The organism is Alteromonas sp. G4i35 (assembly GCF_054960375.1).
This window is the reverse complement of the sequence record NZ_JBHNZD010000027.1, coordinates 47,466-62,402: the sequence shown is the minus strand read 5'-3', so window position 1 is coordinate 62,402 and position 14,937 is coordinate 47,466. Positions and strand designations below refer to the sequence as shown.

Annotated in this window: 11 protein-coding genes; 2 read left to right on the top strand and 9 right to left on the bottom strand. The window is 44.2% G+C overall.

What is annotated here, in order from left to right; translation table 11 throughout:
- Positions 1–46: 46 nt before the first annotated feature.
- On the top strand, positions 47–2,128 hold the full coding sequence (locus tag ACFI6L_RS16895; protein ID WP_075176239.1) for a TonB-dependent receptor: 2,082 nt from the start codon (positions 47–49) through the stop codon (positions 2,126–2,128).
- 94 nt (positions 2,129–2,222) lie between these two features.
- On the opposite strand, the gene ACFI6L_RS16890 is transcribed toward ACFI6L_RS16895, so the two are convergent.
- The 7 genes from ACFI6L_RS16890 to ACFI6L_RS16860 all read right to left on the bottom strand — a co-directional run bounded on the left by ACFI6L_RS16890 (position 2,223) and on the right by ACFI6L_RS16860 (position 11,983).
- Positions 2,223–2,714: a GNAT family N-acetyltransferase gene (locus ACFI6L_RS16890; protein WP_110287822.1), complete on the bottom strand. Its 492-nt coding sequence runs from the start codon at positions 2,712–2,714 to the stop codon at positions 2,223–2,225.
- Positions 2,715–2,807: 93 nt separating this feature from the next.
- Positions 2,808–5,987: an efflux RND transporter permease subunit gene (locus ACFI6L_RS16885; protein ID WP_039227327.1), complete on the bottom strand. Its 3,180-nt coding sequence runs from the start codon at positions 5,985–5,987 to the stop codon at positions 2,808–2,810.
- Positions 5,988–5,996: 9 nt separating this feature from the next.
- Positions 5,997–7,145: an efflux RND transporter periplasmic adaptor subunit gene (locus ACFI6L_RS16880; RefSeq protein WP_014948891.1), complete on the bottom strand. Its 1,149-nt coding sequence runs from the start codon at positions 7,143–7,145 to the stop codon at positions 5,997–5,999.
- A gap of 139 nt (positions 7,146–7,284) precedes the next feature.
- Positions 7,285–8,400: a GGDEF domain-containing protein gene (locus ACFI6L_RS16875; RefSeq protein ID WP_462574455.1), complete on the bottom strand. Its 1,116-nt coding sequence runs from the start codon at positions 8,398–8,400 to the stop codon at positions 7,285–7,287.
- A 2-nt stretch (positions 8,401–8,402) separates the two neighbouring features.
- Positions 8,403–9,014, bottom strand: coding sequence for a PqiC family protein (locus ACFI6L_RS16870; RefSeq protein ID WP_239247236.1), 612 nt, complete (start codon positions 9,012–9,014; stop codon positions 8,403–8,405).
- A gap of 177 nt (positions 9,015–9,191) precedes the next feature.
- Positions 9,192–10,844, bottom strand: a complete 1,653-nt coding sequence (gene pqiB, locus ACFI6L_RS16865) for an intermembrane transport protein PqiB (protein ID WP_014948894.1) — start codon at positions 10,842–10,844, stop codon at positions 9,192–9,194.
- Positions 10,841–11,983 carry a paraquat-inducible protein A gene (locus tag ACFI6L_RS16860; RefSeq protein ID WP_110288075.1) on the bottom strand — a complete coding sequence of 381 codons (1,143 nt, stop codon included), beginning with the start codon at positions 11,981–11,983 and terminating at the stop codon, positions 10,841–10,843. Before ACFI6L_RS16860 ends, pqiB begins: the two co-directional genes overlap by 4 nt.
- Before the next feature lie 413 nt (positions 11,984–12,396).
- On the opposite strand from ACFI6L_RS16860, the gene ACFI6L_RS16855 reads away from it, so the two are divergent.
- The gene (locus ACFI6L_RS16855; protein WP_232300918.1) at positions 12,397–13,170 is read left to right on the top strand and encodes a hypothetical protein; all 774 of its coding nucleotides are present in this window, start codon (positions 12,397–12,399) and stop codon (positions 13,168–13,170) included.
- Positions 13,171–13,229: 59 nt separating this feature from the next.
- Here the strand turns inward: ACFI6L_RS16855 and ACFI6L_RS16850 are convergent, their stop codons facing one another.
- Together ACFI6L_RS16850 and ACFI6L_RS16845 are read right to left on the bottom strand one after the other, a co-directional pair.
- Positions 13,230–13,874, bottom strand: coding sequence for a fibrobacter succinogenes major paralogous domain-containing protein (locus ACFI6L_RS16850; protein WP_462574465.1), 645 nt, complete (start codon positions 13,872–13,874; stop codon positions 13,230–13,232).
- A gap of 89 nt (positions 13,875–13,963) precedes the next feature.
- Entirely contained in the window at positions 13,964–14,914 is a 951-nt protein-coding gene (locus tag ACFI6L_RS16845) for an SDR family oxidoreductase (protein ID WP_462574453.1), read from the bottom strand.
- Positions 14,915–14,937 lie beyond the last annotated feature (23 nt).

The window sequence follows — 14,937 nt, the reverse complement described above, 5'->3', positions numbered from 1 at the left end:
TTTAAAAGTAAACACACAACACTTACAGAACACTTGGAGAGCAATTTTGAAATTCAAACTTACGAGTATTGCTGCTGCGATAATTCTAAGCCCAGCAACTTTTGCTGCTGATATGGAAGATATTGAGAGACTAACGGTGAAAGGGAAGTACCTTTCGGTTAACCAGTCCAACTCAATTAAAAGCCCTACACCTATTATCGACGTGCCACAGAGCTTGTCGATTATTACGGCTGAAGAAATAACGGCTCGCGGTATTACTAGCATTGGACAAATTATTGACTACGCACCAGGTGTTAATACATCGCAAGGTGAAGGTCACCGCGACTCGGTAGTATTCCGTGGTGTGCGCTCTACTGCAGATTTCTACTTAGATGGTAACCGTGATGACGTTCAATACTACCGTGCACTTTACAATGTTGAGCAGGTAGAGATTCTTCGTGGCCCAAATGCGTTGCTATTCGGTCGCGGTGGTACGGGCGGTATCTTAAATCGTGTATCTAAGAAAGCGAAAACGAGCGATAAGTTTGTAAACTACAACGTATCTGCTAATACGTTTGGTGCATATAACTTACAGTTAGACACCAATGTTGACACGGGCGATAAGTCGGCCCTGCGCATTAACGCCATGTACGAAAGCCTAGACAACCATCGCGACTTCTTCTACGGAGACCGTTACGGCTTCAACCCAACGGCACGCTTTGAGCTAAGCGATGACACAATTGTTGATGTGTCATATGAATATATCGACCACGAGCGCTTTATTGACCGCGGTGTGCCAACTGCCAACGGTGAACCAGTAGAAGCGTTTGAAGAAATCGTGTTTGGCGATCCAGATAACAACTACCAAACATTGGGCGCTGACGTGTTCCGTGCAAACGTTGAGCACACTTTCTCAGATAACCTGAAAGGTAACTTCAACGCTTTTTACGGTGACTATGACAAAGTTTACTCGAACTTTTATGCGGCAGGTTATAACGCTGAGACTGAGCAAGTAACGCTAGACGGATACGTTGATACTACGCAGCGTGAAAACATGATCTTGTCTTCTAACCTAGTTGGCGAATTTGAAACGGGAAGCATTGGGCACACGGTTATCTTCGGTGGTGAGGTTATTAATACCAAGTCAAACCAAGATCGTTACAACCCTGTGTTTGATTCCACTGACGGTGATAGAGAAACGTTTAATATTTCACGTCCGTTAAGCTTCCGTGGTTTAACTGGTACAAATGCTGAAGGCGTAACAGTTACAGCAGACTTCTCTGACTTGAACGACGATACGCATGTAGACTTAGATGTATACTCTTTCTATGTTCAAGATGAAATTGCACTATCAGACAACTTCGACCTTGTACTAGGTGCACGTTTTGACAGCTTCGATATTGAAGTATTCAACGCGGACCCTGAAGTTTTAGAGACACGCAGCAGAAAAGACGAAGAAGTGTCACCGCGTGCAGGCCTAGTGTATAAGCCACAGAAAAATATCTCTATATACGCTAGCTACAGTGAGTCATTCTTGCCACGCAGCGGCGAGCAATATGCGAATATTAATGGCGACGCAAACGCGCTAGATCCAGACACGTTCACTAACCAAGAAATTGGTATTAAGTGGGACTTCAACGACAGCATGAGCTTTACAGCAGCTATCTTTGAGAACGAGCAGACGTCTTTGGATAACGACCCGAATGACCCTGAAAGCTTTGTTGAAGTTGATTCAGATGTATCTGGTTTTGAGCTTCAGCTGCAAGGTTATATCACAGACAAGTGGTATATTACTGCAAACTACAGCAACCTTGATGGCGAAAACGCAAGTGGCGTAGAGCTTCGTGAGCTGCCTGAAAATACGATGTCTGTGTGGACAACCTACGAAGTGAATGAAGTATTTGGCTTCGGCATTGGTGCTACATATCAGGACGAAAGTAAGGTATCGACAAGTGCTTCATCGCCTGTACTACCTAGCTATACGCGTGTTGATGCGTCTGCTTACTACACGCTTAGCGACAAAATGCGCCTTCAGTTAAACGTTGAAAACCTGACTGACACTTTGTATTTCCCTAATGCTCACTCTACGCATCAGGTAACAGTAGGTGCGCCGATTAATGCGCGTCTATCATTGATTGGTTCTTTCTAAACTAACCGTCAGTTTTAAAATATTGTTTAAAAGCCATTCGCGAAAGCGAATGGCTTTTTTTATCTCTGCACTTTGTATTTAGAGGCTTTGTGCTCTATTCGCCTTGCTTCGCAAAGTCGATAAGTGTCTGTCCATCCATACGATAGCCTAACCATTCACTCTTTGGTTTAGCGCCAAGTGACTCGTAAAAATCGATAGCTGGTTTGTTCCAGTCTAAAACGCTCCACTCGAAACGCCCGCAGTCGTTTTCTACCGCTGTTTTAGCTAAGTGTTGTAATAACGCTTTCCCTGCACCCTGGCCACGTGATTTTGGTGAAACATACAAATCTTCAAGGTAGAGTCCATTGCGTCCTTGCCACGTTGAGTAATTAAAGAAATACACAGCGAAACCAATAGGTGCGTCATCGCTTTCACACATTACACAATGCGCGGTTGCGCCTTCTCCGAATAATGTTTTTAAAAGCGCTTCTTCATCTGCTTCTACTTCATGCTCTGCTTTTTCATAAATAGCAAGTTCCAGAATGAACTGGCGAATTTGTGAAATATCCTCAGGCGTGGCTGGTCTTATTGAAATGGTGTTGCTCATGGTGACTCCCATCATAAATAATCAAAAAAAATGAGCCAATAAAGGCTCATTTTAAAACAGTTAGGTGTTTGTAGCTTTTCTCAGCGATAAAAGCTAGTCCATCGATGCACTTGGCTGAGGTACATGTGTATGAGAAGTACTATTGCCGTCGTCACCCTTAGTAGGCTTTTTGCGTACAATCTTGCGCTTAATAAACGTAAACGGACCACGTAAATCAAGCAGTATTAAGTACAAGCACGGCACCAATATAAGCGTTACAAGCGTAGCGTAAAGTACAGCAAAACCGAGTGCCGCAGCCATTGGTACAACAAACGCTGCCTGTAGGCTTGTTTCAAACATAATGGGCAGTACGCCCACAAACGTAGTGATTGAGGTTAACGTTATCGCTCGGAAGCGCGCAGTACCAGCCTCGGTCACCGCTTCTTTAATGCTGTAGCCTTGTGCACGGCGTTGGTTCACAAAGTCAGTCATAACTAGTGAGTCATTGATAACAACCCCTGCAGCAGCGATTAGGCCAAAGTTAGACATCATAGATAAGTCTAAGCCCAGCACAAAGTGGCCGAAGACTGCGCCTGTAAAGCTAAACGGGATAACCGACATGATAATAAGTGGTTGCCCATAGCTTTTAAGTGGTACAGCAAGAAGGATATACACCATGATCATGGCAGCTAAGAAAAACAATATCTGCTCATTCTGTTGCGCTTGCTGCTCCTCAATGTCACCACCAAGCTCAGTCATAACCGACGGGAACGACTCTTTTAATTGAGGAAGTAGCTTCTCTCTAATTTCAGTGACCACTTCGTTTGGCTCAATCTTTTCTTCATCGATATTGCCCCAAATGTAAACGCTACGGTATCCACCTTCACGGCGAATGTAGCTTATACCTGGTTTCTCCTCTAAGGCCACAACGTCACCCAGCATAACTTCCTGACCATTAGGCGTGGTGATCAAAGAGTACTTCAAGTCGGCGAAGCGTTCGCGAGTAAGTTCTGGGTAGCGCACCATTACTTTCACTTCTTCACCGTTTCGAATAACACGTTGTGCCTCGCCGCCGTAGAAGCCTGCACCTACTTGAGAAGCGATATTAGACAGAGTAAGACCTAAATCGTACGCAACTGGAAGCAATGTCATTTGTACTTCTTTGCTTGGAGGGTCGATAGTTGAGCTAACGTCAAACAAGCCCTCTTGCTGCTGCAGCATTTCAATAAACTTAAGACCTGCTGCGTTTAGAGTGTCGATATCAGGGCCAAAGAGTAAATAACCAAATTCGCCGTCATCACCATCACCGTTTACGTCATCAACTACGGTAAATGATTTCATGCCGGTAATTTCAGGAATGGCTTCGCGCCAGCGACGAGCAAGCTCAAACGTGTCAATAGGGCGGTCTTCTTCATTAACTAACGGCGTTAAAATACGGCCTTCAGTTCTGTCATCGTTAAACGCCAGGCGGTCTCTTATCATGCCCTGACCAAACTCATCGATGATTTGTTCTTCAACGTCTAAGATTGTTTGCTCAACAATTTTTAACGCGTTAATGGTTGCTAAATCTGAGACGTTTTCATTCATCTCTATTTTAACGCTTGGGAAGTCATGAGGTACTTTCGGATTGGGGACCATTCTTACGTAATTAGCACCAATAAGCCCCATACTTAGCATTAGCATTGCGACGAACATCATGAGTACAGCCCAGCGCCATTCAATCGCTTTCGCTAGAGAACGCTTGTAAGGACCGTTAACAAAAGCAAAGAATCGCTTGTTAAAACGCGACCGCCAGCTATTTTGTTTAACTGGGGAAAATTTAGTGTGGGCTAAGTGGGCCGGCAGAATGAGCTTAGATTCAACTAAACTGAATGCTAAACACAAGATTACGACAACAGCGATATTATAGAAGAACGCGCCTTCAGGCCCGCTGCTTAGCGTAAACGGAGCAAACACGGCGATAGTGGTTAAAACACCGAATGTGGCGGGCGTAGCTACGCGCTTGGCACCGCGGATTACATTGTCAACACCGCCACCTTTGCTTTCAATTTCGGTGTAAGCACTCTCGCCAATAACGATCGCATCATCAACCACAATACCCAGTACCATGATAAATGCGAACAGCGATAGGATGTTTATGCTTACACCAAACAGAGGCATTAGCATCATGGCACCAAGAAAACATACCGGTAAACCAACCATAACCCACACGGCAAGCCTAAAACGCAAGAACAGGGTTAACATTAGCGCCACTAGAATTGAGCCTTGAACCAGGTTCGACAACATCATGTCTAAACGAGCGTTAAGGTAATAGGTCATATCAACCAGAATTTCTAGACTTACTCCTTGAGGAAGGCTTTCGTTTTTCTGATCAATATAGGCTTTTACGGTTTCGGCTACAGGAATGGTGTTTTGGGTTTTAGTGGCTTTAACGGCAATGTAGATAGCGTTCATGCCGTTGTATTTAAAGTAGCGTTCGCCTTCAACAAATCCATCGTTGATATAAGCGACATCGCCCAAGGTTACCTTAGCGCCGCCCGCACCGATTTTGATGGGAATTTGCTTAAACTCATCGCCGCTGTAGTACTGGTTTTCAACACGTACCGATACGATACCTGAGTTAGTTCTAAGCTGACCTGCGGAAATGTTGGCAGAGTAACTATTAATTGCCTGCGTGACATCGGCAATAGTTAAACCGTACTTCCTAAGCGTATCGGGTTTAATTTCAATGGCAATTTCATCGTCCGGTGTATTGGCTTCAACCAAAGAGATAGAGCCAAGTTGTAGAAGCTCATCTTCCACCTCTTTTGCCAGCACTTTGAGTTCTGATAAAGGCAAGTCACCGACAATAGGCATTTCAATAACTTGCTGCTGGAACTCTACTTGGGAAACATTAACCGGCTCCATGCCAGCGGGGAAGGTGGCAATACTGTCAACGCGAAGCTTCACCTTATCAAGTACATCTGTTAATTCAGCTTTGGTGTCAATTTCCAGTGTAACTGCACCGCCACCGCGAAATGCACGTGAAACCGTACGCTTAATCTCAGTAATGTCTTTTACCGCTTCCTCAACTTTAATGAAAATACTCTCTTCAATCTCTTGAGGTGAAGCACCAGGGTAGTTGGCTTCAACGGTGATGTAGTTTATTTCGATGTTTGGAAACATCTGACGCTGAATAGTGAAATAGCTCGCTATCCCCATGATGATGATAAAAATCATCAGTAGGTTGGCGGCCACGGAGTTTCTGGCGAACCAAGAAATTATGCCGGTTTGTGTATCGTTGTGGTTTTCCATGACAGCTCCTTAGTTCGCTTTTGCTGTCACAATTTCGGTCGTGGTCTCAATGACCTTAACAGGCATACCGTTTTGAGGATATTCAGGCAAACTCATCACGACTTTTTTGGCATTGAAATCGCCTTGAATAAGGAAGTCGCCATTTTCTTCGCGAACAACTTTAACCTTTTGGGATTTTAATCTGTCTTCGTCATCTAACGTCCATAACAATCGATTGGTTACCAACTCTTGAGGTACGCGGTATACGTCGCTAAGAGTTTTTCCTTCAAATGCGATTGTGCTATATGAACCAAACTTCACGATAGGCTTCGACGAATTGATGGCGTAAGGATCTTCAATACGGGCAACGAAATAGCTCATACGCGTGGTGTTATCTACCACACCCGTATCACGGTGAATGGTACCTTTTACAGTAGCGCCCTGCACATCATCTACTTCAATGGCGATTTCACTACCAATGGTGTTGTCTGCTAGAAAAACACGGTCAAAGCCGGCTACAGGGAAGGTTACTTCAGCGTATTCGATGTTGTTAATGACAGCGACTGGCGTGCCTTGAGTTACATAGTCACCAGTGCTGATATCTCTAGATACTATAAGTGCATCGTATGGTGCTTTTACCTTACAGTTGTCTAAATCACGCTTGGCGATTTTAAGCTGCGCCTCCGCTGATTTTACGCCAGCTTGCGCACTCATCACTTGAGGTTTGCGAAGGTAAAGGTCAGTAACCCGTGCGTTAGGCATCGTTTTCGCTTCTTTGGCAGCGACATCAGCTTGCGCTTGCTCTTGGATAAGCTGTGCTTGCGCGCTAGCGAGGTTAGCTTCAGCCAGCAATAATGCCGCTTCATATGCGTCAGCTTCTATTTCAAATAAGGTCTCGCCACGTCGAACCAGACCGCCGCTCACAAACTTAGGGTTCCAGCGCTCAACTTCTCCCGATACCTGAGCTGCAAGGTTTGTAGTTTCAAGGGGCGTTATTTCGCCATACGAGGTAAGTTGAACGCGCACGTCTTCTGGCGATAAAGCTTCAATAGTCACCGTTGGGCGGGTATCAACTTCTTCTGTAATAGTATTATCAGAGGCAGAGGCTTCGATTCCTTTCATACCTAAGTAGCCTACTAATAAAACACCAATAGGCAGTGCAACTTTCATCCATTTCATGGCTAAATCTACTTTTATAGCGAATACTTTACATAGTGTAGCGCTAAAGTGTTTCAGGAATACAGCGCAAATGTAACTAAACATGAGTCAATTTTGTGTAAAGTCAGTTATCCGTACTGATTTAAACAGGGAAATTGGTTTAGTTTTCCGAAAAAGAGGGGGAGCTCAACGACGAAAATCCACACACGCAATCTCGACCATTATCTTTGGCATAGTAAAGTGCTTGGTCTGCTCGACGAACAGCGCAGGAAATATCTATGTCGGGATTCACTTCGCTCACCCCGAAACTACTCGTTACATGGATCTCGCTACCGTTAATATTAAGCGGTGCGTTGTTCAAAATATCTCGAATATTTTCCAAGGCATTTACAGCACCCGCTTCATCGGTGTCGGTAAAGATGAACATGAATTCTTCGCCACCCCACCGTGCCAGTATATCTTGTCCTCGCAGGCGAGAACTAAACACTTTTGAAATCTGACGAAGGACCTCGTCACCTTGTTCATGGCCTAAGGTGTCATTGATACTTTTAAAGCGGTCAATATCTGCAATGGCGACCGAAAATTTACGTTTGCTTCTCAGCATTCTTGCGTATTCGCGCTCTAGACACTGCTGCGCGCCTCGCCGGTTTAACAACTGAGTTAAGTGGTCATGCTTGGCCTGGCGCTCAAACTGCTCACTTAAATAGAGTGCGGTGTCGTAACTCTTTTGTCTACTGTACTCATAAAACGCCGACAGAAATGAAACGGTTAAAAAAGAATACAGTAAACGAGTTTTAAACGCGTAGGTGTAGTTTGCTACAAATGAAGCGTCATTGAAGCCGAACAGCACGATGGCGCTAACTAGCGTATAGGCAATAAGTGCGATGAGGCCTCTGACAAAGCCTGCAAAAAACATAGTGACTGGCGGCACCAAGTAAATCCAAAGGGGACCGGTATTGTCTTTACCACCGGTAATCAGCAGCAGGAGAGTCAGTACCATTAAACAGATAATGAGAAGTGTTATAGACCATGTACGAGCTTTGGCTGACGCAAACCGAACTTGTAAGCGCTGTGAAATAGCAAATACTACACTGGCAGTATAGAGCGTAGTTGAAAGGGAATATTCACCGTCAATAAAAGCCCTAGAGCCAAGCAAGAACGTGATAGACATACCCACTGCCGCAAAAAGGTTCACCACCATAATGCGTCTGTTGGTTTCATCTTTGTAGTGACGGCTTACGCCACTAAATACGTATTGCTTGAGAGAGCCGAACATGATTAAGCAGATTTTGTCACAGTTTTTCTAATATCTTCTGCGAGTTGTTGGATAGTATTTCTCATTGCTTTGATACTTGGAGAAAATCCATCATCTTCCAGGGGCGTTTTGAATAAAAATGGGTAGCTTTGCGTTTGGCCTTTCACGTGAGTAATCACATATTGGCCAGATAGAATAACTTCCCCTTCATAGGTGCTGACAAAATCATTGAGGTGCAACGCCATATGAATGGCTTCTTCACTTGCGTAGTGATCGGGGCGAAGCAATGACACTTGCTTTGATGATAACGCGCTGGTTAGCGCCTTAGTAAGCCCTTCGTCTACAGGTTCGGCCCATAAGTGACTGGTTGAGATATGCAAGTTGGTGTCACTGGTTTGGTACACCAGCCCACGGTGTTTGAGATATTCCGGCAGGGTTATCTTATCTATTACAACAGTCGTTGATGCTTTGTTTACGGTATATGCACTGTCACCCGTGGTGTGAAGTAAGTAGTATGTCAGCGAACGAGGCGCGCTACTACACGCCGATAATACGCAGGTGAAAAGCGCAAATACACCGATAAACAGTGCTTTACCTGTAGGTTGAGATGGGAAAACCTTAAACTGCTGTATCATTCTATTTATTCCTTCCATCCTTGTTTTTGGATGTTTCGCTATGGCAATACTGTCAATTGACATTCACTGTAGCGTATTACTTTCTTAATATCGGCTAATTATCAAGGATAAAGAGCATTCATTTTTTACGCCATTGTTGCTCGAAAATTAACCGCGCATTTGTTTGACTCTACTGCGCTAATTCTTCGCTTTAGGTTGAATGTCCGCTTCATCATCCTTTGAAAATATTAAACTATTCGGAGACTGGTTTAGCTTTAACAATAAAGGCTGAATGTTGCGCATGGTTTCTTGCAGCGCATCAACGGTCTCTTTTATCTCAGACTGGTTAAAACCACCCTCGCTGTAATTTTTAAGCAGGCCATCAAGGCTAACAAGAACCTGATTAAGATTACTATTTAATGCTTTCGCATCAATATCAGCGATAAGTACATCAAAGTCGCTGCTTGCCGTTTCCACAGACTCAGCAGCTAAACGCATGTCTTCAACGGCTAACTGCACATTTTCCACCATTTCCTTAAGCGGAAGCTGATTGATTTTGTCTAAAATTGCGTCGGCCTTTTGCGTCAATTGTGTGAACTCGTTACTAACAGTAGGAATTACTTCGTAGCCGTTAATCACTTCAATGCCGCTGTTACTGTCAGCGTCGGGTACGTGCTGTAAATCTACATACAAGCCACCTGTTAATACATTACCCATGCGTAGCGATGCGCGGAGATCTCTTTCTAGCCAGTTTCGAATAGTTTGCTTTATTGCACTAAGGCCTTCTTTAGTATCTGGCTGCCTTGCTTTACCGGGGTAAATATTAATAAGCACTGGGATGGGATAATCTCGCTCCAAAATGTTGCCATCTAAAGCAGGGAAGGAGTTGATAGCAGTCACGTTGCCAATTTCAATACCACGGTATTCAACTGGGGCGCCAACGGTTAGACCTCGCACACTCTCATCGATAAGTAGCAAGTATTCAGCGGCGACTTTATAACGTGCATCTGAGGCGGATGTGCTATCTCCATAAATTGTGAAAAAGGCGTTATCTAGCACTTGTTCACCTTTTGGCACGCCGTCAGGGATCCCAAAGGTAATACCGTTTGCTAAAAGGGTTTCCAAGCTGCCTGTTTCAACGCTTACACCGTTCGATTCAAGCAACAATTTAACGCCGCTGACATCCCAGAAACGTGTCGTGTTGGTTATGAGTTTATGGTAAGGCGCTTCAATAAATGCGTCGTAATACACCACACGTTCTTCAATATTAAAGGTAGCGTCTTCAAACTCGCCAACTTTAAACCCTTTATAAATAATAGGATCGCCAGGTTTGTAGGCAAATTCGTCGTCACTTTTTAACATAACATGCAGCCCTGGAGTGCCAGGAGGCGTAACCGGTGGGCGTTCAAGTGCCGTAAAATGGAGTTGCTCTTTGCCTTTATCATGGGCTGACATAGCAATATAGCTGCCAGACAAGAGGGTGTTGAGCCCTGAAACTTCAGAAAAACTTATACGGGGGGCGACAACCCAAAATTTTGCATTTTCATTGAGTAGATGGGCCGCGCTTGCATCAATTCTGGCCGTGACAAGTACGCCGTTTAAGTCAGGTTTTAGCGTTATCTTTTTGACCTGTCCAATATCTAAGTCGCGCACTTTTATTGGTGTTTTGTTTACCTCAATACCTGTTGCCGAATGCAGCTCTATCGTAATAAGAGGGCCCTGATTCTTCCATTGGTAGTACACCATCCAACCACCAATAACGATAACAAGAATTGGGATAATCCAAATGCGAGAAATGGACGAGGTCGGTTTGACCTTAGCTTCATTAATGTTCGGATCGTTTGTGGTCATGGTAATTGCTTCCACTGCTGCCAAATTAGCCTCGAATCAAACGTCATCGCGGCTATCATCGTTACAAATACAACGGCACAAAAGGCGAGTGCCGCTTGGCCAGGATAAATAGACATGGTGTTCCCCATCTGAATAAGGGATACCAGCACTGCTACAACAAAAACGTCTATCATCGACCAGCGGCCTATCGCCTCAGTGATGCGGTAGTAACGTATACGTAATTGTTTTGAAGTGGTTTTCTCTCGCTGTACGGAAAAATTGAGCCAAGCAAGAATGATAATTTTTGCCACTGGCACTACCACGCTGGCAACTAAAATAATTATCGCCACTGGGTATGAACCCGATTCCCACAACGATATGACACCACCAATAATGGTATTGGGCGTCTCTTGGCCAAAAAATTCAGTATACATAATTGGCAGTACATTAGCAGGAATATATAAGATACAAGCGGTGATCAACAACGCCCACGTACGCTGAATACTCTCTTGCGCTTGTGCTTCACACAGTGGTTTAGGTTGTGGTGGTTGTCCTTGAGACATCCACATGGCGTAGCGTGTGGGATCAAATTGAGATATACAAAGAGCCGTGAACGCTGAAAAGCCAACGAATGCGTAAAATGATAGGCCTATGGAAACGTCGGCCAATTCGGTAATTTTGATAAGGCTAACCAAGGTACCAACAAGAAAAATTTCTGCCATGCTCCACGGTAAGAGGGCTTTCACAAGTTTGTAAAGCCGCGGCAAGTAAAAGGGGCGTCGGTTTTGTATTTGAGCTAACGATAACAATAGCAGGCCGCCGAGTACCATTCCGGGCAGCAGTAGCGTCGCTAAGCTGGTTATTATCGCTAGTGATAAATAATCGTTTTCAATGAGTACGGTAATGCCGGTGGGCAAGTCAATACTGTGCTTTTGACCGCTAGCTTTAAATGTCAGAAAGTTAAAAGGTAACGAAAGTAATAAAAATATCAGAGCACTGAAAGTATAAGCGAGCAACTTTTCGCTTGCGCCATCGCGATGAGATATTAGTGTGTGGTTACATACTGGGCACACGGCCCGTTGCCTGTGTGCTAGGGCGGGAATGTGTACCTGAGTATGGCATTGCTCACAAACTATAGATAACGTATTTGATTCAGCCATATGCTTTTGCACGCCACTTTTTGTATGCTCGTTGTATGATAGATAGCAGCCTAGAGGTATAACCCGTTGATTTTTAGAATCAACAGCATAGCTTATTGCAGGCATGTCGGGAAGTATAGCCAGTCGTATTTAGCAGTATAACAACAATAATTGACGATTAAGTGATGGAAATAGCAAACGAAATTCGTAGTGTATATGGAAAAATTAAGAAGCAGGTAAGTCGTTTATTCCTGAAAAGGCGTGTTGGTTTTTTACGTTTTTGGATGAGTATTACCTTTGTTCAGCGATGTTATTTTTTAGCAACCAGCATGCTTTTGTTGCAAATATTTCTGAACATAGAAAGTAGACTGTTTGAAACAATAATGTTTGGTTTTGCTCTTACGGGCATTGTTAGCGAGACATGGCCCAGGTTCATGACACTTTGGAACAGCTTACCAGGTAAAGCTGTGATTCTGTTTATATATGCAATCATCGCAAACTTTGCACTCGCCTCTGCAAGTGGGTTAGTGAATAGCATAACTGGCGTATCAGCAAACGCCTTGCCCTACAGTCACAATTTTGCGCTTATTCTTATGGTGCCAAGCTGGTTCTTTGTTACCACCATGTTAGGGCTCGTGGGTGGTATGCTTCTTATTATTTTCTATCTGTTTTTCTTACTGTTATTGAAGCCGTTTGGCGTTGCGCGGTTTTGGCATCCAAAACACTATCGGTTTGCTACCTCTACCACATTGGCAAGACTAGCATGGACACTTGGCGTGGCGCTGCAGCTGGGAGTTTTAGCTGGGCAAGTTGGGCTACTCTCTGAATTTAGTAGTGAAAGTGCTAACCCTTTAATAAGCATAGAAAACGTAACGGAAAATGAGCTTGAAAATGGTGAAGCGCAACTTACTAAGGAACAAGCGGAAGATATTTCTGAGTTAGAAAAGGACTTAACCACGCTACTGACTAACGCAAAACAAAAGAGTGTTGATTACAAAAAGTCACAACGACGTGCCTTAGCCTATTTCATTTATGAGTTTGAAGCTGACTCACTCTCACGCTGTGCTCATCCAGAAGGAACCCGCGTTATAGAGCTTAACGATTACGAAATTTTGCAGATTGAAAAGACTGATGAAGTGGAAGAGGGATTTATTTACACCGTTGAACCTTGTCGCTCTGCTGCAATTGGAATTTCAGTGAGTCCGTAAACTAGCGTTGCCCGGTGTACGTGGGAAGGGGATCACATCACGTACATTTTGCATGCCGGTCATTTTGTATCCCTAACGCACCTAACGCTAAACATATAGTCTTTGTTTAGCTTAGCCCTTCTAATTTCGCCTTTGTGTGAGTTCCACCAGGAATAGGCGAGGGTACGGGCGTACGCTTCTTTATCAGTGGCGCTCGTACTTGTCCAAAACTCAGTGTACATTCCCTGCGTTATGTACCAGTTGCCTATCTTTACGCCCGCTGCCTTTGCGCCAAATTGAAATTGATTAACTTTAGCCTGCTCGAATTTTTTAAATAGGGTATTAGGCTGTTCCGCTTTTAGGGTAATAGCAATGTCGTCGCTTCCGCGCCAGCCTTCTTTCGCCAGTTCGCTTTGTGCTACACCAATAGCGCGTTCCATTTCTTGCCAATCAGCGTCGGTCGCAATGCGCCATCCATAAGGACACAGCTTTCGCTCGTCATTTACGTCTTGCCAATGATAAAGCCGTCCGTATTTAAGTAGGTTCTTCTCGTCGTCTTTTGGAATAAACCCAGAATCAACAGGGCTTCCATCTTGAAACTGAGTTGCGCGTAGGTTTTCTGCAAACCACTCAAGTTTCCCTATTTTTACGGTTTTATAGCGATTACCTTCTACGTCTTGAAAAGTATTCTGGCTGCCATCGAACTCTAGATTTGAAGTGTTCATAGAAGCTGGGGCTGAGGGCGAAGAGGTCATCATAAAAAATCCTAAAATAAAAACGGCTTTTCTCATTTCATCAACATTCAATTTAGCTATTAAAACGACCAGGTAAAGTCTGTCGCTTCTTCTGATAAGGCCCAAAGTTTTGTTAGCACTTTTTTGTCTACAGCAAACTCCTCCAATTTACACTCTCCAACGGGGCCGCCAAAATTCATTAACCCTGTCGGTCCATAATAAGCACGTTGCTTAAGGTTATCTTCGGTGGCACACATCACTTCAGGGTAGGCGCCTTTCTCGGCAGACTGCGCCAGCCCTATTTTCACCATAAAGGACCAAGAAATACGGGTTACCCAGTTAGCACTTTCTCGTATAAGGGTGGTGTTCGACGCTCCGGGGTGACACACAAACACCTGCACGTGTTTGATATGTGCTTTTACTTTGTCTTGGAGTTCGTACGCAAACATCATTTGCGCCAGTTTACTCTGGCTGTATACCTTATTGGGGTTGTAATTTTTGTCCCAGTTCATGTCATTAAATTGCATGGTTCTTAGGCCCATTTTATGCCCTTCACTGGCAACGACTACAATGCGTCCTTTCGACTCATTGATACGATCGAATAACAAGCCACACAGTAAAAAGTGACCGTAATGGTTTACGCCCAATTGGCTTTCAAAACCATCCTCGGTTAATTGTTGCGTTGATATTTGTGCAATAGCAGCATTACAAATTAGTGCGTCGATAATAGGCACTTGAACTAAGATTTCTTTTGCTGACTGCCTCACAGCATTGAGGCTGCTTAGGTCAAGGCGTATATAGCTGACATTGGCATCGTTACCAAACTCTTGCTTCAACGTAGCAATAGCGTCATGGGATTTGCTCGGGCTTCGGTTCAACATAACGACTTTCGCACCTTTAGAAAGTAGAATACGTGTAGCCTCAAACCCAGCGCCCGTATTTGCGCCTGTTATTAAAAACGTCTTACCGTTTGCGTTTTCAATACGAGATGGCGTCCAACCGCCTCTTCCAAATAGATCACTCTTTGTCATCTGCTTCACACCTTTTGTCACTA